1 protein-coding gene is annotated in these 23,111 nt (G+C 45.7%); it reads left to right on the top strand.

What is annotated here, in order from left to right; genetic code table 11:
* Positions 1 to 275 precede the first annotated feature (275 nt).
* Positions 276 to 23,063 carry a retention module-containing protein gene (locus L0992_09540; GenBank protein XGB65966.1) on the top strand — a complete coding sequence of 7,596 codons (22,788 nt, stop codon included), beginning with the start codon at positions 276 to 278 and terminating at the stop codon, positions 23,061 to 23,063.
* The last annotated feature ends 48 nt before the right edge of the window (positions 23,064 to 23,111 follow it).

The following is a 23,111-nucleotide window of genomic DNA, read 5'->3' as shown; positions in this document are numbered from 1 at the left end:
TTAACTAAGTTTTTCAAACCCCAACAAGAGTACCTCGATTTGTGAAAAGACGTCCCTTAGCACAGACATGGCATTTTTTATGGGGAAGACTAGGCTTAAGAGTAAGTAAACTATAAAAAAACAGGTGAAATTCTTTTCTCTTTTCAGGCCAGTTGGACGTGACAATGGATTGCCGTTGATGAGAGTTAAGTCTGCATTCAAATGAAACCTGAAGTTGCTATTACAAATAATTTTCACAGCGCTAGAGAATAGTGTTTTGTGACAACGGGGGATATATGGATATCGAAGTTTCGCGCCAAGTTGCGGTAGTTGAAGCAGCTAGTGGAGATGTCGTCGTAGTTAAGCCAGACGGCAGCGCAAGAAAAATTTCAGTTGGCGATACCATCCGTGAAAATGAGATCGTGATTACGGCCAACAAGTCAGAACTTGTATTAGGCGTTCAGAATGATTCGATTCCGGTTGCAGAGAATTGTGTCGGTTGTGTTGATGAAAATGCAGCTTGGGTAGACGCCCCAATAGCGGGTGAGGTTAATTTTGACTTACAGCAAGCAGATGCAGAAACCTTCACTGAAGACGACCTTGCTGCTATCCAAGAAGCCATTTTAGGTGGTGCCGATCCGACTCAAATCTTAGAGGCAACAGCAGCTGGTGGCGGACAAGGTTCAGCAAACGCTGGCTTTGTGACGATAGACTATAACTACACAGAAACCCATCCCTCGACATTTTTCGAGACCGCAGGTCTGGAAGAACAAACCGTTGATGAAGACAGAGAAGAGTTTAGGTCGATCACTCGTTCATCAGGCGGCCAATCAATCAGTGAAGCTCTTACTGAAGGCTCAATATCCGATAATACTTATCCTCAATCTATCACGACGACAGAAACCATCATTGCTGGTAGTTTAGCGCTCGCTCCAGATTCTTTTGCTCCAGAAACTCTATCCCTCGCCTCATTACTCAGTGAGCTAAACAGTGACATAACCTCAAGTGGGCAGCCTGTCACCTTCACTTACGACGCGACAACTAACTCTATCGTTGGTGTTCAAGGTACCGATACAGTTTTAAGCATCGACATTAATGCCGTCAGTGTTGGAAATAATATTGAGCTTTCTTTAATCTCAACGATTTTTCAGCCGATTGATCATGTAGCGTCTGTCGGTGGTGGCCAAGTTTCCTATACTGGCGATCAAATAGATATTACTTTCGATATTCAAGGCGAAGACACCGCTGGAAACCCATTAGCAACACCTATCAACACGCAAGTTACCGTATTTGACGGGGTAGATCCGTCTGCTGAAAGTGTGAATATCAGTAACGTTGAAACGAGCAGTGCTGCAATCGAAGGCACGTTCTCCAATATCGGAAGTGACAACCTTCAATCAGTAGTCTTTGATGCAAGTGCATTAGAGCAGTTTGATGGCGTACTCAGTGACAATCAGAACACGCTGGCAAGACTTTCTGATGATGGCACGACGATCACTTTGGCTATCCAAGGTCGTGGTGAGGTGGTTCTCACTATCTCACTTGATAGCGATGGCACTTATAAATTTGAGCAGTTTAATCCGATCGAACAGATCGGCACTGACTCACTCTCTTTTTCGCTGCCGATCACGATTACGGATTTTGACCAAGATGTTGTAACTAATACCATTAACATTGAGATTACTGATGGCGATAGCCCAGTTGTGACCAATGTTGACAGTATTGATGTTGATGAAGCCGGTATTGTTGGTGGTTCTCAAGAGGGAACGGCGCCCGTAGCGGGTAGCGGAAGTATCACTGCCGATATTTTTGAAAGCGACATCATCGATCATTACGAGCTTGAACCTACGGAGTTTAATACTGGTGGCTCTTTAACGTCTAATGGCGAAGCCGTATTGCTTGAGCTTATTGATGAAACTAACGGTGTAAGAACTTACGAAGGCTATGTTGAAGTCAATGGTTCTCGAATTACAGTCTTTGACGTTAAAGTTGATAGTCCGTCATTGGGGAACTATGAATTCACTCTGTACGAAGAGCTTTCTCACCAAGGTGCTGAAGACGCGTTGTTGACTTTTGCTCTGCCTATTTATGCCGTTGATGCGGATGGAGATCGCTCTGCACTGTCCGGAGGTTCGAACACACCAGAAGCCGCTGAGATTCTCGTCAATGTCACAGATGATGTTGTTGAGCTCGTTGATAAGGTTGAGTCAGTCACGGAGCCAACTTTAGCGGGCGATACCATTGTTTCGTATAACCTGTTCAATTTCGAAGGCGCAGATGGCTCAACAATTCAATCGTTTAACTATGATGGTGTTGATTACTCACTCGATCAAAGCCTGCTCCCCGATGCTCCCCAGACTTTCAGTTTTACCGAGGGTGTCGTCACTATCTCACTAAACGGTGATTTCAGTTTTGAAGTCGCTCGTGATATCGACCACTCAAGCAGTGAAACGATAGTAAAACAGTTCTCATTTTTAGCTGAAGATGGTGATGGAGATACTGATACCTCAACACTTGAGCTGAGTATTACCGATGGTCAGAACCCAACTATAGATCTGATACCGCCTGTTACTTTATCTGAAACAGATCTTGCTGATGGTTCTACACCAAGCGGAAGTGCAGTGAGCGCAACTGAAACGATTACCTTTACTGCAGGCAGTGATGATGTCGCGAGTTTCCGTATTGAACCAACCGAGTTCAACGTGGGTGGTGCACTTAAATCGAACGGCTTTGCGGTTGAGATAAAAGAAGACTCTGCTAACCCAGGTACTTATATCGGTTTTATTACTGATGGTTCGGGCTCTGAAGTTCCTGTATTCACGATTGCCTTTTCTACAAGTACGTTAGGCGAATACACCTTTACCTTACTTGAAGCGTTAGACCATGTGGATGGTTTAGATAATAACGATCTGAGCTTCGACCTGCCTGTTTATGCGGTTGATACAGACGGCGACGATTCACTGGTGTCTCAACTGAATGTGACCATCGGTGATGATGTTCAAATCATGCAAGACGGTACGTTAGATATTGTTGAGCCAAATCTGGCCGACGGTACGGTGACAACCAGCACTATTGATGTGATGCCAAACCAAAGTGCTGATGGTGCGACGATCTCTCAGTTCACTTATGACGGTGTCGTAAACACGCTAGATCAAAGTATTTCAGGCGAACAGCAATTCAGCTTCACCGAAGGCGAACTGTATATCACCCTTGAAGGGGAATTGCGCTTTGAGCCAAACCGAAATTTAGACCACTCGGTGAGCGAAGACATCGTGAAATCGATTGTTGTAACCTCAAGTGACTTCGATAACGACTCTCTGACTTCAACCGTAACGCTGACCATTACGGATGGTGATAACCCGACGATTGACGTTATTCCAAGAGTTACCCTTTCTGAAACTAATCTGAGCGATGGCTCTGCTCCAAGTGGCAGCGCGGTAAGCTCGACTCAAACTATCACGTTCACTAATCAAAGTGATGACGTGGTTCGTTTTCGTATTGAGCCAACGGAATTCAATACTAATGATGATCTTAAATCGAACGGTTTAGCTGTTGAGTTACGTGAAGATCCTGCAGGTTCGGGTAATTACATTGGTTTTACGACCAGTGCGACAAACGTAGAAACTCAAGTATTCACGTTAAGTTTTAATCCTGGGTCATTAGGTGAATATACCTTTACCTTGCTTGAGGCATTGGATCACCAAGATGCCCGAGGCAATAACGAGCTCAGCTTTGATCTGCCTGTTTATGCGGTAGACAGTGACGGCGACGATTCAGTGATGTCACCGTTAAGTGTGACCATCGGTGATGATGTTCAAATCATGCAAGATAGTACGTTAGATATCATCGAGCCAACCGTCACAGATTTGGCCGCTGGCACAGTGACAACTAACACCATTGATGTGATGTCAAATCAAAGTGCCGATGGCGCAACGGTGACGCAATTCACTTATGATGGTCAGCTTCGAACGCTCGACCAAAATGACACTGGCGAGCAGCAGTTTAGCTTCACAGAAGGTGAACTATTCATCACGCTTCAAGGTGAGGTGCGCTTTGAGCCTAATCGTAATCTAGACCACACGCTGAGCGAAGATATCGTGAAGTCGATTGTGGTGACGTCTAGCGATTCTGATAACGATGTGCTGACCTCAACCGTCACGCTGACCATTACCGATGGTGATATTCCGACCATTGATAATGTACCAACAGTGAACTTGTCGGAAACCAATCTGAGTGATGGCTCTGCACCAAGTGGCAGCGCGGTTAGCTCAACTCAAACCATTACTTACACCACTCAAAGTGATGATGTAACCAGCTTCCGTATTGAACCAACCGAGTTCAATGTTGGCGGTACTCTGACTTCCAACGGATTAGCAGTCGAACTGAAAGCGGACCCAACCACGCCGGGTGGCTACATCGGTTTTGTTACGGATGGTTCGAGTGTTGAAACCAACGTGTTCACGATTAGTTTCTCGGATACCAATTTAGGCCAATACACCTTCACCTTACTTGAAGCGTTAGACCATGTAGATGGCCTAGCAAATAATAATTTGAGTTTCGACTTGCCAGTCTACGCTGTTGATAGCGATGGTGATGATTCACTGGTCTCTCAATTAAACGTAACCATTGGTGACGATGTTCAAATCATGCAAGGTGGTACGTTAGATATCACTGAGCCAAATCTTGCAGATGGCACAATCACAACCAATACCATCGATGTGATGCCAAATCAGAGTGCCGATGGTGCGACGATCACTCAGTTCACGTATGACGGTCAACTACGAACACTGGATCAAACGGACACAGGTGAGCAGCAATTTAGCTTCACAGAAGGGGAGTTATTCATCACTCTTGAAGGTGAAGTTCGCTTTGAACCCAATCGTAATCTAGACCACACGCTTAGCGAAGACATCGTCAAGTCAATTGTAGTGACCTCAAGCGATTTAGATAATGATGTACTGACTTCCACAGTGACGCTGACCATTACTGATGGTGACATCCCAACCATTGATGCCGTGCCAAGCGTGACGCTTTCGGAAACTAATTTAGCTGATGGTTCTGCACCAAGCGGAAGTGCAGTCAGTCAGACCGAAACGATTACTTTCACCAACCAAAGTGATGATGTAGCGAGTTTCCGTATTGAGCCAACAGAGTTCAATGTAGGTGGCGCACTGAAATCGAATGGTTTTGCGGTTGAGATAAAAGAAGACTCTGCTAATCCGGGTACTTATATCGGTTTTATTACTAATGGCTCGAACGCTGAAGTTCCGGTATTCACCATTAGCTTCTCTACGAGTACGTTAGGCGAATACACCTTTACTCTAATTGAAGCGTTAGACCATGTCGATGGTTTAGATAATAACGATTTGAGCTTGGACCTGCCTGTTTATGCGGTTGATACAGACGGCGATGATTCATTGGTGTCTCAACTTAACGTGACCATCGGTGATGATGTCCAAATCATGCAAGACGGCACGTTAGATATCATCGAGCCAAATCTTGTCGACGGTACGGTGACCACCAACACCATTGATGTGATGCCAAATCAAAGTGCTGATGGCGCGACGATCACTCAGTTCACTTATGATGGTCAGCTACGAACGCTTGATCAAAATGACACTGGTGAACAGCAATTCAGCTTCACAGAAGGCGAACTGTTTATCACCCTTGAAGGTGAAGTGCGCTTTGAGCCGAACCGAAACTTAGACCACTCGGTTAGTGAAGACATCGTGAAGTCGATTGTGGTCACTTCAAGTGACTTCGATAATGACTCTCTGACTTCTACCGTAACGCTGACCATTACCGATGGTGATAACCCTACGATTGACGTTATTCCAAGCGTTACTCTTTCTGAAACGAATCTGAGTGATGGTTCTGCTCCGAGTGGCAGCGCTGTAAGCTCTACTCAAACCATCACGTTCACCAACCAAAGTGATGATGTGGTTCGTTTCCGTATTGAGCCAACGGAGTTCAATACTAACGATGATCTTAAATCGAACGGTTTAGCCGTTGAGTTACGAGAAGACCCACAAGGTTCGGGTAATTACATTGGTTTTACGACCAGTGCGACGAATGTCGAAACCACGGTATTTACGCTGAGCTTCTCTAGCACCACATTAGGTGAATACACGTTCACACTCATCGAAGCGTTGGACCATCAAGATGCCCGTGGTAACAACGAGCTCAGCTTTGATCTACCTGTTTATGCGGTAGACAGTGACGGCGATGATTCAATAATGTCGCCGTTAAGTGTGACCATCGGTGATGATGTTCAAATCATGCAAGATGGCACGTTAGATATCGTTGAGCCGAATCTTGCTGATGGTACCGTGACAACGGGTACTGTCGATGTGATGCCAAATCAAAGTGCCGATGGCGCAACGATCACTCAGTTCACTTATGACGGTCAACTTCGAACGCTGGACCAAAATGACAATGGCGAACAACAGTTTAGCTTCACGGAAGGTGAACTGTTCATTACGCTTCAAGGTGAGGTGCGCTTTGAGCCTTATCGTGATCTAGACCACACGCTGAGTGAAGATATCGTGAAGTCGATTGTGGTGACGTCTAGCGATTCGGATAACGATGTGCTGACCTCAACCGTCACGCTGACCATTACCGATGGTGATATCCCAACCATTGATAATGTCCCAACAGTGAACTTGTCGGAAACCAATCTGAGTGACGGCTCTGCGCCAAGTGGCAGCGCGGTGAGTTCAACTCAAACTATTACTTACACCACTCAAAGTGATGATGTGACCAGTTTCCGTATTGAACCAACCGAGTTCAATGTTGGTGGCGCTTTGACATCAAATGGATTAGCAGTCGAACTGAAAGCGGACCCAACCACGCCGGGTGGTTATATCGGTTTTGTTACGGATGGTTCGAATGTTGAAACCAACGTATTCACGATTAGCTTTTCAGATACCAACTTAGGCCAATACACCTTCACCTTACTTGAAGCATTAGACCATGTAGATGGCCTCGCAAATAATAATTTGAGTTTCAACTTGCCAGTCTACGCGGTCGATAGCGATGGCGATGACTCGTTGGTGTCCCAATTAAACGTAACCATTGGTGACGATGTTCAAATCATGCAAGGTGGTACGTTAGATATCACTGAGCCAAACCTTGCAGACGGCACAATCACAACCAATACCATTGATGTGATGCCAGAGCAAAGTGCCGATGGTGCGACGATCACTCAGTTCACTTATGACGGCCAAGTTCGAACACTGGATCAAACGGATAATGGTGAGCAGCAATTTAGCTTCACAGAAGGTGAGTTGTTCATCACTCTTGAAGGTGAGGTGCGCTTCGAGCCAAATCGCAACCTAGACCACACGGTTAGCGAAGACATCGTGAAATCGATTGTGGTGGCCTCAAGCGATTTAGACAACGATGTACTGACTTCCACAGTGACGCTGACCATTATTGATGGTGATATTCCAACCATTGATGCGGTGCCAAGCGTGACTCTGTCTGAAACCAATCTGAGTGACGGTTCTGCACCAAGCGGCAGCGCAGTCAGTCAGACCGAAACGATGACTTTCACGAACCAAAGCGATGATGTGGCGAGTTTCCGTATTGAGCCAACCGAGTTCAATGTAGGTGGAGCTCTGACGTCCAATGGATTTGCGGTCGAGATAAAAGAAGATTCTGCTAACCCAGGTACTTACATCGGTTTTATTACTGATGGCTCGAACGCTGAAGTTCCGGTATTCACGATTGCCTTCTCTACGAGCGTATTGGGCGAATACACCTTTTCTCTGCTTGAAGCGCTAGACCATGTGGATGGTTTAGATAAGAACGACCTGAGCTTCGATCTACCTGTTTATGCGGTTGACACAGACGGCGACGATTCATTGGTGTCTCAACTGAATGTGAACATCGGCGATGATGTTCAAATCATGCAAGACGGTACGTTAGATATCATCGAGCCAAATCTGGCCGACGGTACGGTGACAACCAGCACCATTGATGTGATGCCAAATCAAAGTGAGGATGGCGCGACGATCACTCAGTTTACCTATGACGGTCAACTACGAACGCTTGACCAAAATGATACTGGCGAACAGCAATTCAGCTTCACCGAAGGCGAGCTTTATATCACCCTTGAAGGTGAAGTGCGCTTTGAGCCGAACCGCGACCTAGACCATTCAGTTAGCGAAGACATCGTGAAGTCGATTGTCGTGACTTCAAGCGACTTCGATAATGATCCGGTGACTTCTACCGTAACGCTGACCATTACTGATGGTGACAATCCGATTATTGATGCGGTGCCGAGTGTATCACTTAAAGAAGCGAATCTCGCTGATGGCTCATTGCCAAGTGGTAGTGCGGTTAGCCAAACGGAAACCATCACTTTCACTCATCAAAGTGATGACGTTGAGAAGTTCCGTTTAGAGCCAAGTGAGTTTAATACTAACAATGCACTCAAGTCCGATGGTTTGGTCATTGAGATTCGAGAAGAGCCAACTGGTTCAGGCAATTACATTGGTTTCACGACTGATATTTCGAATGTCGAAACCACGGTATTTACACTCGATTTCAGCAGTACCACTTTGGGTGAGTACACCTTCACGCTTCTGGAAGCGATTGACCACACACCAATTCAAGGCAATAACGATCTAACATTCAACCTGCCGGTTTACGCAGTTGATAGCGATGGTGATGACTCTGTGATGTCGCCACTGGCCGTGACTATCACTGATGATATTCAATTGATGGTTAACGACTCTCTCACAATTGAAGAGCCAACGGTTGCGGATTTGGCAGCGGGTACACCGACCACTACGACGGTTAATGTTCTGGATGAAGAAGGTGCTGATGGCACGACCATTACTCAGTTTACTTACGATGGTGGTGCTGTATTAACGCTTGACCAAAGTGATACGGGCGAGCAGAAATTCGTGGTTACAGACGGGTCATTGTATATCACTCTGCAAGGTGATATTCGTTTCGAACCAAGTCGTAACCTTGACCATACTGGTGGCGATATCGTTAAGTCGATAGTCGTAACCTCAAGTGATTCCGATAGTGATCTTGTGTCTTCAACGGTAACGCTAACCATTACTGATGGTGATATCCCAACCATTGACACAGTGCCAAGCGTTACGCTGTCAGAAACGAATCTGAGTGACGGATCTGCTCCGAATGCAAGTGCGGTAAGCTCAACTCAAACCATTACCTTTACTAACCAAAGTGATGACGTGACGAGCTTCCGCATTGAACCGACTGAGTTCAATGTTGGCGGTACTCTCACATCAAACGGATTGGCGGTTGAGTTGAAAGCAGACCCAACTACACCGGGTGGCTACATCGGCTTTGTGACAACGGCTCCAAATGTTGAAACTAACGTGTTTACGATTAGTTTCTCGGATACCAATTTAGGCCAATACACCTTCACCTTACTTGAAGCACTAGACCATGTAGATGGCTTAGCGAAGAATGATCTGACTTTTGATCTTCCTGTTTATGCCGTTGATAGCGATGGTGATGACTCACTGGTGTCTCAACTTAACGTCACCATCGGCGATGATGTACAAGTCATGCAAGACCAAGCGCTTGATATTATTGAGCCAACGGTTGCTGATTTGGCTGGGGGTACTCCAACCACATCCACTGCTGATGTGATGCCTAGTCAAAGTGCCGATGGCGCTACAATCACTCAGTTTACTTACGATGGCGGGACGGCAATAACACTCGACCAAAACGACACAGGTGAACAGAAGTTTGTCTTTACTGAAGGTTCTCTGTTCATCACCTTGCAAGGTGAAGTTCGCTTCGAACCAAACCGCAATCTTGACCACAAGCTTAGCGAAGACATCGTGAAGTCGATAGTGGTGACTTCAAGTGATTTAGATAACGATGTGGTGACGTCAACGGTCACTCTGACCATTACTGACGGTGATATCCCAACCATTGATGCAGTGCCAAGCGTTACCTTGTCTGAAACCAACCTTAGTGATGGTTCTACCCCAAGTGGCAGTACTGTCAGTCAAACAGAGACGATTACCTTCACCAATCAAAGTGATGATGTAACTAGTTTCCGTATTGAGCCAACCGAGTTCAACGTGGGTGGTGCACTTAAATCGAATGGATTTGCGGTTGAGATAAAAGAAGACTCTGTTAATCCAGGTACTTACATAGGCTTTATTACCAATGGTTCGAGCACTGAAGTTCCGGTATTCACCATTAGTTTCTCGGCAACCACGCTAGGTGAATACACCTTTACTCTGCTTGAAGCGTTAGACCATGCAAATGGCTTAGATAAGAACGACCTGAGTTTTGATCTTCCAGTTTACGCAGTTGATAGTGATGGCGATAATTCTCTGGCGTCTCAACTCAATGTGGCCATTGGTGATGATGTCCAAGTCATGCAAGACGGTACGTTAGATATTACTGAGCCAAACCTTGCAGACGGAACCATCACAACCAACACCATTGATGTGATGCCAAATCAGAGTGCTGATGGTGCGACGATCACTGAGTTTTCTTTTGGCGGTATCGTCAAAACACTTGATCAAAGCATCGTAGGTGAGCAGCAATTCAGTTTCACAGAAGGTGAGTTGTTTATCACTCTGCAAGGCCAAGTGCGCTTTGAACCGAATCGCGACCTTGACCATTCAGTTAGCGAAGATATCGTGAAGTCGATTGTCGTTACTTCAAGTGATTTTGATAACGATCCTGTGACTTCAACCGTAACACTAACCATTACTGATGGTGATATTGCAACCATCGATGCGGTGCCAAGCGTTACGCTCTCAGAAACAAACCTAGCTGATGGTTCTGCACCAAGTGCCGGCTCGGTCAGCTCAACACAGACGATTACTTTCACCAACCAAAGTGATGATGTGGTTCGCTTCCGTCTGGAACCAACCGAGTTCAACACGAACGATGCGCTTAAATCGAATGGCTTAGCGGTCGAACTGCGTGAAGACCCCCAAGGCTCTGGTCAGTATGTTGGCTTTACTACCAGTTCGTCTAATGTGGAGACGACAGTATTTACGCTGGACTTTAACTCCGGAACCTTAGGCGAATATACATTTACTTTAATCGAAGCTCTGGATCATCAAGATGCGCGTGGCAACAACGATTTAAGCTTTAATCTACCTGTGTATGCAGTGGATAGTGATGGCGACGATTCGTTAGTTTCTCAGCTTGGCGTGACCATTGGTGATGATGTGCAATTGATGCAAGACGGTACAATCACCAGTCGTGAGCCGGCATCAAGTGTTGAAACATCAAATACCTTTGATGTGATGCCAAACCAAAGTGCTGATGGAGCCAAAGTCACGTCATTTGTTTTTGACGGTAACACCGCAGAAAGTCTTGATTTGAATGTGAATGGTGAACAAGAGTTCGTCTTCACGGAAGGCTCGGTATTCGTTACGACGGAAGGTGAGATACGTTTCGAACCTGTGCGTAATCAAAACCATGCAGGCGCTGATATTACCAAATCTATAGAGGTGACGTCTGTTGACCTCGATGGCGATATTGTTACCTCGACAGTGACACTTAAGATTGTTGATGGTGATCTTCCTACAATCGACCTTGTTCCTGGAATTACTTTATCTGAAGTGGATCTGGCTGATGGCTCTGCGCCAACGGGTAATCCAGTAACGATGACACAAACCATTACCTATACCGTAGGTAGTGACGACGTCAGTCATTTCAGAATTGACCCTACGCAGTTCAATACTTCAGGAGCTTTGAAATCAAACGGTTTAGATGTCGAGATAAAAGAGCAACCAGCTAATTCTGGTAATTATATTGGCTTCGTTAAAGACAGTTCTAACGCAGAAACCAACGTCTTCACGATCAGCTTCTCGACGAGCAATTTAGGGCAATATACGTTCACACTGCTTGAAGCATTAGATCATGTAGATGGGTTGCAAAATAATATACTAAGCTTCGATGTCCCTGTGTTAGCGGTTGATGCGGATGGTGATGATTCTGCAATGTCGCCAATGACTGTTGCGATCACCGATGACGTACAAGGTGTTCAAGATGGTACCTTGAGTATAACTGAGCCTTCATTAGCTGATTTTGCATCGGGCACGCCACCTACGACACCAATTATTGATGTTATGCCAACGCAGAGTGCTGATGGCGCGAAAGTGACACAGTTTACTTACGATGGTGGCACAGCTGTAACGTTAGACCCAAGCATCGCCACAGAACAAGTTTTTACCGTAACCGATGGCTTGCTGTACATCACTATTGAAGGGGAGGTTCGTTTTGAGCCGAGCCGAGATCTAGACCATTCATCTGGCGATATCGTAAGAACGATTGTCGTTACCACCAGTGATTTTGATAACGATACAGATACTGCAGACGTCACTTTGACGATCAAAGACGGTATCGATCCAGTAATTGACGTGGTTCCAGATGTTAACTTATCGGAAGTTAACCTAGCGGATGGCTCGACACCAACTGGTTCTCCGGTCAGTTCGACTCACACAATTACGTATACAGAAGGAAGTGATGATTTTAGTCACTTTAGAATTGCGGTCAACGAATTCAACCCTGGCGATCTGTTGAAATCAAGTGGTCTTGTGGTTCAACTAAAAGAAGATCCTTCTTCTGCTGGTGATTACATTGGATATACCGATGACGGTATGGGTAACGTTACCGATGTATTTACCATTAGCTTTGATAGTGCAAACAAAGCTCAGTTTACATTTACCTTAATCGAGGCACTCGATCATCTTGATGGCGTGCTTTACAACGATCTCACGTTCCGTTTGCCTATCTATGCCGTTGATACAGATGATTCTGAATCAACGAAACGCGATGTGGTGGTTACGATAGAAGATGACCTCCAGAAAATGCAAGATGGCTTCTTAACCATTACTGAGCCTAATACAGGTAATCCTACAACGGCTACCGTTGATGTGATGCCAATACCAAGTGCAGACGGTGCGACCATTACGCAGTTTACGTATGACGGTGGCTCTGCGATTACTCTGAATCAAAGCATTAGCGGTGAACAAGAGTTTGTTTTCACTGAAGGTGCATTGTTTGTGACATTAGATGGTGATGTAAGGTTTGAGCCAAATCGAAACCTGGATCACTCTGCGGGCGACATTGTTAAATCGATTGTGTTCACTTCTTCCGACTTTGATAACGATATCTTCTCATCAAAAGTCACTCTCACCATTGTTGATGGTGATGGGCCAACAATCGACGTTGTGCCGGGTGTAGCATTGTCAGAAAGCTTACTTGCGGATGGTTCAACGCCTAGCGTAAACCCGGTGAGTATGACTCAAACCATTACTTCACTTGCAAGCAGTGATGATATTGCTGAAATAGTGGTTGAAGTAGGGTTGTTCAATACCAACGGTGCGTTGAAGTCGGATGGTCTTGAATTGAGTTTGCGCGAAGACCCTGCAAATTCTGGCGACTACATCGCATTCACGACGGATGGTTCGGGTGTTGAGAAAGTTATTTTCACTCTAGACTTTGATGACACGAATCCGAGCCAATACACATTTACTCTGCTTGAGCGTTTAGACCATGTTGATGGTTTAGGAAACAACAATCTGAGCTTTGATCTTTCTGTTTATGCAGAAGATACCGATGGTGATATTTCAGCGTCTAAACCGCTTACTGTCACTATTACTGATGATGTCCAACTGATGCAGTCAGGTGCGCTCAACATCACAGAGCCAACCACAGGAACACCGACTACAACAGTCTTTGACGTGATGCCTGCGCAAAGTGCAGATGGCGCCACGATCACTAAATTTACCTATGGCAGCCAACCTGAAGAGTCACTAGTACAAACCGATACGGGTGAACAAGAGTTTATGTTCGCTGAAGGTTCCTTGTTTATCAATCTCGAAGGTGATGTACGTTTCGAGCCTAAACGCAACCTCGATCATTCTGGTGGTGACATTGTTAAGACCATTACGGTGACATCGGAAGATAAAGATGGCGATATTGTCACTTCAACAGTGACGCTGACTATTGCAGATGGTGCTCCACCAGTAATAGACACAGTACCAACGGTTGCATTGGAAGAAGCGAATCTGGTCGACGGCTCTTCACCGGGCTTACCTGTGAGCCAAACTGAAACCATTACTTTCACAGCAGGAAGTGATGATGTGAGCCACTTCCGTATTGATACTACTCAGTTCAACACATCTGGCGATCTGAAAGCGGATGGTTTGGTGGTTCAGCTAAAAGAAGATCCTCTGAACAGCGATAATTATATTGGTTACGTTGAAAGCGGCGGTGTCCAAACGGATATCTTCACTATCACTTTTAGTAGCGTGGTTCTAGGAGAGTACACATTCACCTTGTTGGAAGAGTTAGATCACCTGCCAGTACAAGGTAACAATGATCAAATCTTCACCTTACCAGTTATCGCTGTCGACAAAGACAATACTGATTCAGCAATGAAACCGCTAACGGTGACCATTACTGATGATGTGCCAACCATTACTGATACGACTGTTGCAAGTACGTTTGTGGTTGATGAAGAAGATTTAGGCACTCTGGCACAAGCGACGGGTTCGTTTGTTACCACAGAAGGTGCAGACCAAGTTGAGGTTTACGAGCTGCGTAATATCTCAACGCTGGAAGCAACGCTATCGTCGGGCAATGAAGGTATTAAGATCACCGAAATTACCGGGGCTGCTAATACAACCACCTACCAAGGTGCAACCGACCCAAGTGGAACGCCAATTTTCACATTAGTATTGACTGATGATGGTGCTTACACCTTTACCTTACTTGGCCCTCTCAATCACGCTACGACACCGAGTAACCTCAATACGTTGACAATACCATTTGATGTTGTTGCCGTTGACGGTGATGGCGATGATTCTAATCAATATGTATTGCCAATCGAAGTGCTCGATGATGTGCCTGTGATGACCGCTCCGACCGGCGAAACGGTTGTTGATGAAGACGATCTTAGTGGGATTGGTTCGGATCGTTCTGAAGACACCATTATTAATGGATTGTTCACTGTCGATGAAGGTGCCGATGGCGTTGTGAAGTATGAACTGGTAGATGAAGATTTGGTTCTAGCTGGCTTAACTTCCGATGGAGAAGGCTTAGAGTGGTTAACTGTTTCACAGGTCGGCACAACATTTACCTATACTGCTCAAACGGTGACTAGCAATGAAGCAGTGTTCGAGATTATTTTCGATACCTCGGATAACAGTTATCAGTTTGAATTGTTTAAACCTCTTAAACACCCTGATGGTGGCGATGAAAACAACATCGAACTTGGTTTCTCAGTTGTGGCTGAAGACTTTGACCAAGACCAATCAAACGCGATTGATCTGACAATCACAGTGACGGATGATGTTCCGTTAGTGACAACTCAGTCGATTACTCGTCTTGAAGGTCAGAATTACAATGGTTCTAAAGTCGATATGTTTGCCAATGCGACGGATGTGGGAGCTGATGGCGCAGCACTGACTCGCATAGAGGGTATTACCAGCAATGGTGCCGATATTGTGTTCCGAACAGGAAACAACGGGCCATACAGCAGCGGCTTAGATTTAAGTAGTGGCAGCCAAGTGGTTCGAGTCTACGAGCAGACGAATGGAGGAGCTGATACTCGTCAGCTTGGTCGATTACGTATCGACTCAAATGGTGAGGTTGAATTCAGAGCTAATGGTTATCTAGATCATGGCGGTCTTGATACCATCGACTTCTCGATTAACGTGATTGCGACGGATGGAGACTTAGACACCTCTGAAACTCCGTTAGATATTTCGATTACAGATAGGGACTCTACAAGAATCGCGCTGAAAGTGACGACCTTCGAGGATGCGGGTAGAGACTCAACCATACCTTACGCAACAGGCGAAGAGCCTACTTTTGAGAATGTTCAAGATAACCAGATTGATTTGCCTGATGCACCAGCGCAAGTTGCGCTGCAAGTGAGTCTGTATGACCAAGATAACGCTGAATCTATTGGGCAGTTGACGATTAAAAGCCCGAACGGAGGTGACAGTCACCAAGGTACTTTTTATTACTTGGATGCTGTTAGCTCTAAGTACATTGAATTAGTGCCTGAGCCAAATGGGAGCATTATATTTGGTCCTCCTCAACTCGAACAAAGCTTTGCTCCTAATCCGAATGAACCGAGACAAACTATCGCGACGATAGACAACTTGTTCTTTGTTCCGGACCAACACGCTAGTTCGGATGAAACTGGTGGGCGAGTTCGTTATGAGCTTGAAATTGAGAAAAATGGCAGTACAGATCACACCGTTAATTCAAACTTCAGAATTGAGATTGAAGCGGTAGCGGATATTGCAACGTGGGATGATTCCAACAGCACGTATCAATATCAAGTGAACGAAGATGAAGACGATGTCACGCTGCAACTGAACGCAGTGTCACAAGATGATAGCCAAACTGAAACCATTACCTATGAGCTTGAAGCTGTTCAAGGCGACGGGAAGTTTGAGCTGCTTGACCAAAATGGCACAGTACTTACGCCAGTTAATGGTGTTTATATCATCGCATCTGCTGATATCAATAGCACCGTAGTTAACCCTATTGATAACTTCTCTGGGCAAATTGAGTTCAAAGCGACGGCAATTACGGAAGAGACGCTTAATCCATACGATGATTCAGCCAACGGTGGGGTAGACAAAACGACCGCTCGCTCTGTAGAGCAAAATATTATCATTGATGTGACTGCTGACGCCGACCCGGGCAAATTCAGCGTGAGCCGTATTAGGATTAACGAAGATAATATCGATGACCCTGATTACATTGGTCCTTTGGACAACAAAGACGCATTCACGCTAGACGAAGTCATTACCATGACTGGCTCAGTGGATACCGATGGTTCTGAAGAACTGTTTGTTCGTATCAGCAATATTACGGAAGGTGCGGTACTCTATTTCCTAGGGACGACTACAGTTGTTCCTACAGTCAGTGGTACCAATTACCAAGAAATTGCGTATGCCGATTTGGCTAACGTGGAAGTTGTTCCAACCAAACACAGCAATGTGGACTTTACCTTTGATGTAACAGGAGTGGTTAAAGACACCGCGAATCTTTCTACAGGTGCGCAAGTCGATGAAGAGATCCTAGGTACTAAAACGGTTAATGTCGAAGTTAAAGGTGTTGCTGATATTCCTTACGGCGGTACCAACGGTACGGATTGGACAACGTTTGATGACGGTACGACGAGTGGTGTCCAAACGACTATTGAAGAGAGTCAAAATGGCGATAGGTTTGCTCTGCTGGACTTCACAGTGTTGTCTGGAGAAAGAAAACCTGATACTGGTACTACGCCATTAGCTGACGATGGCTCGGAGTCTATAACGGTTATTCTATCGGGCATTCCAGATGGCGTGATTCTCGAAGACGGCGACGGTACGGTGATCGACCTTAACTTTGTTGGTTACGAAATGGGACCGGGCGGTAGCCCTGATTTATCTAAACCTATCTACGAAGCGAACATTACAGAGGCGGGTAAAACCTCAGGTATTCGCATCAGACCTGTCGACTCATCGACAGAGAATATCCACATTCAAGGTCAAGTGATAGTGACCGAAAACGATGGCCATACCTTAACGTTCGACCAAGAAGTTCGAGTATTGGTTGAGCCTAGGATTGATACCTCTGCAACCTACAATACGGTGACTCGTGGGGATGAAGATACGGCGATCAACATTGATTGGCATCCAGAGGGCACTGATTACATTGACGATGATGAGCATTTCACTTCAATCGTTATCAGTGGTATTCCAAGTGGTGTTGCAAGTGTGGTTGTAAACGGTGATGTGATTTGGAACTACGATGCTGTAGCCGGAACGCTAACCATCACACCTAAGAGTGGACAGACGGCAGAAGAGTTTACTCAAATTGCGCTGAACAATAATTTTATTCAGATAACACCCGAACAAGATTCAAGTACCGACTTTACGCTTAATACGGTTGTCATGGTCGAGGAGCGAGATCATGAATACGTCGACGCTGGCAATCCTGGTCAAGGCATCGTTACCGCGACGATTAACGGTACTATTGATGTTCAAGTGCGACCTGTGGTTGAACCAGAAGATGCTAATAACAAACTTATTGTCGATGATGTTGCTGGGACTGGGGCACTAGCAACCGTAGTTGCTGATGCAAATACTGGCGTGCTTAAGTTCACGACCAATAGCGATAATACATCGGTTACGGATGAGTTCGTCATTCGTTACCAAGAAACAGATGCTTCGTCTGCTATCGAAGAAGTGGACCAGTTAATTATCCAGTTAACAAACGTGGATGACTCGGCTCTATCAGATGCTGTACTTAATCAACTGCTCGTTATTGGTGCTGCTTATGAAGGCAATGGACGCTGGGTTGTAACGAATGAAGACATATTTAGCATCAGTGCACCAAACGGTCTTGTTCTTCCTTCTGGTAACAGTGGGGCTGGAGGGTTCAATGACATCAAGATGGACATCTTCAGCACGGTGATAGACCGAGGTGATGGTGTTGAGGTTGAGTCATCTGTGGACGCTCGTAGAGACGGAGAAGTGACTCTGTCATTCCCTCAAGTGGTGGTTGGGAGTACTAAGGTTGCAGCCGATATTGATATAACACCAGACAGTGTTGTTGATGCGATTGAGGACACCCAGTTAGATCTGGGCACGGCATTGAATGGTTTAATTACGTTCTCTGGCGAAGATGATTCAACTGACCAAGTGACCATCATTATTGATGATAGTGTGACCATTAACCCAGGAGCAGCTAATGAAGTTACCTTCCCAATTAGTTTATCGGGAAGCAGCGACCTCGACTTTGTTAATGGGAAATATGTATTCCAGACTACCGTCGAACAAGGGGTCTCGACCGACTTCTCTGGCCTACTGCTTAACTTACCTGCCGACTACTCTGGCGACTTTAGGTTGCCGTTGACGATAGTAACTAAAGACGTATTGTCGGGTGATGAGAAAACTCTAGTGACAGAAGTGGTCATTAAAGTTGCACCAGATGTTGAAGGCAACCCTGATATCGATGTGACGGTAACAGGCTCACTAGATGATTTGTTTAACCCTGTTGATACTGACGGCCAAGCTGGACAAGATCCTGTCGGTTACGAAGATACCTATATCCAGCTTGATTTCAGCTCAACCATTACTGATCAAGTTAGTGGGGTTGAAGGTGGTGATGAAAAATTCACTTCTATTACGCTGACTTTGGATGATACGAGCGTCGGTGCTTTCTACGATGGAACGGGTACGTTACTTGGCACAACGGTGACCTTTAATGAAGCTCAGATCAGCGCAGGTGCTCTCGATAACGTCTTGTTCCGCCCTGCACTAAATTACCCAACGGATAACGATATTAATCAGGTACAAGTTAATGTTAGCGGTACGATTACCGACACGGCTACCTACAATGACGCCTCGTCTCCTGTTGGCAACGCAACTGACACGGATACCTTCTCTACAAGTGTGAACTTTGAAGTGGTTCCAGTTGTGGATGATGTTCTCGTCACAGGGCCGGGTAGTGACCCTGATGTTATCGAAATTACGGGTAGCGAAGATCAAGAAATCTCGTTGTCTGGAACTAGCCCAATCTCAATTGGTTTGACGGATTTAGATGGTTCAGAATCCTTTGTTTCCATTAAATTTACTGACGTGCCGGATGGTTTCCTATTCCGAGTCGATAACAATTCAGACTTTACTGTGAAGAATAATGGTGGGGGAGTTTGGAGTGTCCAATTACCGCCTAGCGTGTCAACGTCATTTGATCTAAGTGAGATCTCTGTTCTACCGCCGAAAGATTTCAGTGGTACCTTTGAGTTTGGTGTCGAAGTCTTTACTCAAGAGTCTTTGTTAGGAGTTCCTACGAATGCAGGTACGTTGCCGAGCTTTGAAGTTCATGTGCTTCCTGTGGGCGATGATGTTGATACCAATCCAACTGACTCTGTGACAGGCAACGAAGGTCAAAACATTGATATCGAAATCAATGCGACGATTTTGGATAAAGAGCTATCCGCAACAGGCAGTGGCACGTATACCGAGAATGCGCCAGAAACACTTCGAGTTGAAGTGGCAGGCGTGCCTCAAGATGCTTCTATTTTCTACCCTGATGGTACAACCTTAGCGAGCTACGATCCGGTGACACAGCTATGGACACTTGATGTCTCGGCTCAGTCGTTAGATAAGATCGTATTCAACTCAGGTGAACATAACAGCGATGCGGGTAATGTACTTGGCATTAATGGTCCATTACAAATTACAGTTCGCTCGGTGGATACAGACGCTGACAACACTGAATATTTAGGTGCGCCAACCAGCTTTGATGTTGATTTAGTGATTGATCCAATTAACGATCAACCGACGTTTGTGAATGTGACCAACATTGAAACGCCGGAAGATATTAGCATCGCTATCGATAACTTCAGTATCTACGATGTTGACGCTAACTTTGATAACCCAGATGCGCCATACACGTTGACGTTGGAAATTGATCAAACACTGCCGGGAGCGCAGGGTGTGTTTGAGTTTACAAGCTCACCTGACGTGACGTTTGTGTTGCAGCCTGACGGTTCATTGGTGATTACTGGTAAAGAAGCCGACATCAATACCGCATTGACTAATGGAGCGGTGACTTTCAAACCAGACCCAGACCAGAACTATCTCAACCAGAGTGGTTTAGTCACGATCAATGCAACACTCGATGACGGCGGTAATAATGGCTTGATTGATGCGGGTGATCCGAATACCGCACAGACCAACCAAACTACTTTCACCATTAAAGTAACAGAAGTGAATGATGCTCCTGTGGCGACTGATGTTGATTTAGGTTCGATTGCTGAAGATGGTCAAATAGTTATTGTGGAAGGAGACTTGATTGCAGCGAGTTCTGATCTAGAAAATCATAACCTCACTGTAACTGGTGTAACTATTACACAAGGGCAAGGCCAACTAACCCGCTTTGAAAATGCTGGTGGTGCTGATGACGCTGGGGTAACTGGACCATTCTGGATATTCACTGCAGCCAATGATTTTAATGGCGATGTGAAGTTCAATTACGACATTATTGATGACGGTACCACCAACGGTGTGGATGATTTCTTGACCGATAGCGCTGAAATTAGCCTCATCGTAACGGAAGTGAATGACGCTCCTGTGGCACCGGATATTGACTTGGGCACCATGCTTGAAGAAGGTCAGTTGATCATCAAAGAGGAAGACTTGATTTCCGGAACCACTGATCCGGAAAACGACACGATTACTGTGAACAGTCTGGTGCTAGATCAAGGTCAGGGCCAATTACAGCGCTTTGAGAATGTGGGCGGTGCTGATGACGCAACGATCACTGGCCCGTACTGGGTATTTACCGCAGCCAACGAATACAACGGTGACGTTAAGTTCACTTATACCGTTGAGGACGATGGTACAACCAACGGCGCTAATGATTTCTTAACAGACACTGGTGAAATCAGCGTTGTGGTAACGGAAGTGAATGATCAGCCGGTGGCAACGGACATCGACTTAGGCAACATCCTTGAAGAAGGTCAGTTGATCATCAAAGAGGGCGATTTAATTGCTGCTACGAGCGATCCGGAAAACGACACGATTACCGTGACTAATCTGGTGCTCGATGAAGGTCAAGGTCAGCTACAACGCTACGAGAACCTAGGTGGTGCTGATGATGCTATGATTACTGGCCCATACTGGGTATTTACGGCAGCTGATGAATACAACGGTGATGTTAAGTTTACTTATACGGTAGAGGATGACGGGACGACGAATGGCGTTAATGACTTCCTAACAGATACCGCTGAAATCACTGCCGTGGTACAAGGTGTGAACGATACTCCTGTTGTTAATGGTGACAGTGTCACTACTCTTATCGATGAGGATGCTGGTCAACTGTTGAGTGGTATCAATGTCAGTGACCCTGATTATGTAGATGCATTTTCTGATGACTTAATGACAGTCACGCTGACGGTGGATTACGGCACATTAAACGTATCGCTTCCGGCAGTGACGACGGTTGTTGTTAACGGCAACAACACGGGTTCAGTTATCTTAGTGGGGACATTGAGCGACCTGAATGCGTTGATTGATACGCCGACCAGTCCAAATGGTGTTTTCCTTGATGCGAGCCTGTCTCCAACCAATAGCATTGGATTAGAAGTTGTCGCCAAAGACAGCGGCAACCCTTCAGGTATTGCGATAGAGACAGCACCTGTGGTTTACAACATCGCGGTGACGCCAGTGGCGAATGCACCAACCCTGTCTATCGATAGTGCGACTAACTACGTGAGAAACATTACTGCGAGTCAGTCTGTGAGTGCGAGTGGCATTCCTTTGGTTGGGATTATCGCGGCCTTAACGGACATTACAGAAGAGCTAACGCTGCATATCAGTGATGTGCCTGCTGGCGCTCAAATCACCAGTACAGCGGGTTCTGTGACGGATCTTGGAGGCGGTGTGTGGGTGGCAACGGCAGATGCAATCGAAAGCTTGCAAGCGGTTGGGCTTTCTCAAACTCCGGGTAACTACACACTGAAAGTTGAGGCAGTGTCTGAAGAGACTGATAACAACGATACAGCGACCTCTGCATCGATTGACCTGAACTTGAACATTGTGTCGAATGCGGTTGATATCAACTTGGCTTCGGAAACTGATGATGTTCAGTTACTGGCTGGTGCTAATGCGACTGACTTAACGGGTGGTTCAGGTAATGACCGACTGGAAGGTGGTGCAGGTGACGATACGCTCATTGGCGGCGGCGGTTCAGATATTCTAACCGGTGGCGATGGTATGGATTCGTTCGTGTGGCTGAACATCGAAGATGGTGTTGAAGATACGATTACCGACTTTGATTTGTCTGAAGGGGACAGTATTGACTTGAGAGAAGTGCTACCAGAGCTTAAGAATTCATCTCCAGACATGACTGCATTGCTACAACAGATTGACGCGAAAGTGGAAGGGGATGATATTGAGCTTACGATCAACCCAGATGGTATAGGAACCACAGAGCAAGTGATCGTGGTTGAAGACCTTGCTCCTCAGTTAACCTTAAGTGGCACTATGCCTTCGGATATTCTGGATGCATTAGTACAGCAGAATGTGATTACTCACGGTTAACGCGAACCATTAAACCAAAACGAAATAGGCCAGCAATGCTGGCCTATT

Origin of the sequence: Vibrio pomeroyi (genome assembly GCA_041879425.1) — a bacterium.
In the GTDB taxonomy this organism is placed as follows: Bacteria; Pseudomonadota; Gammaproteobacteria; order Enterobacterales; family Vibrionaceae; genus Vibrio; species Vibrio pomeroyi_A.
Note: the sequence above shows the minus strand (reverse complement) of the source record. Positions and strands in the feature narration are given on the sequence as shown.

Coding starts and splice junctions, on each gene's coding strand:
- L0992_09540 (XGB65966.1), top strand. CDS start 276: ATGGATATCGAAGTTTCGCGCCAAGTTGCGGTAGTTGAAGCAGCTAGT.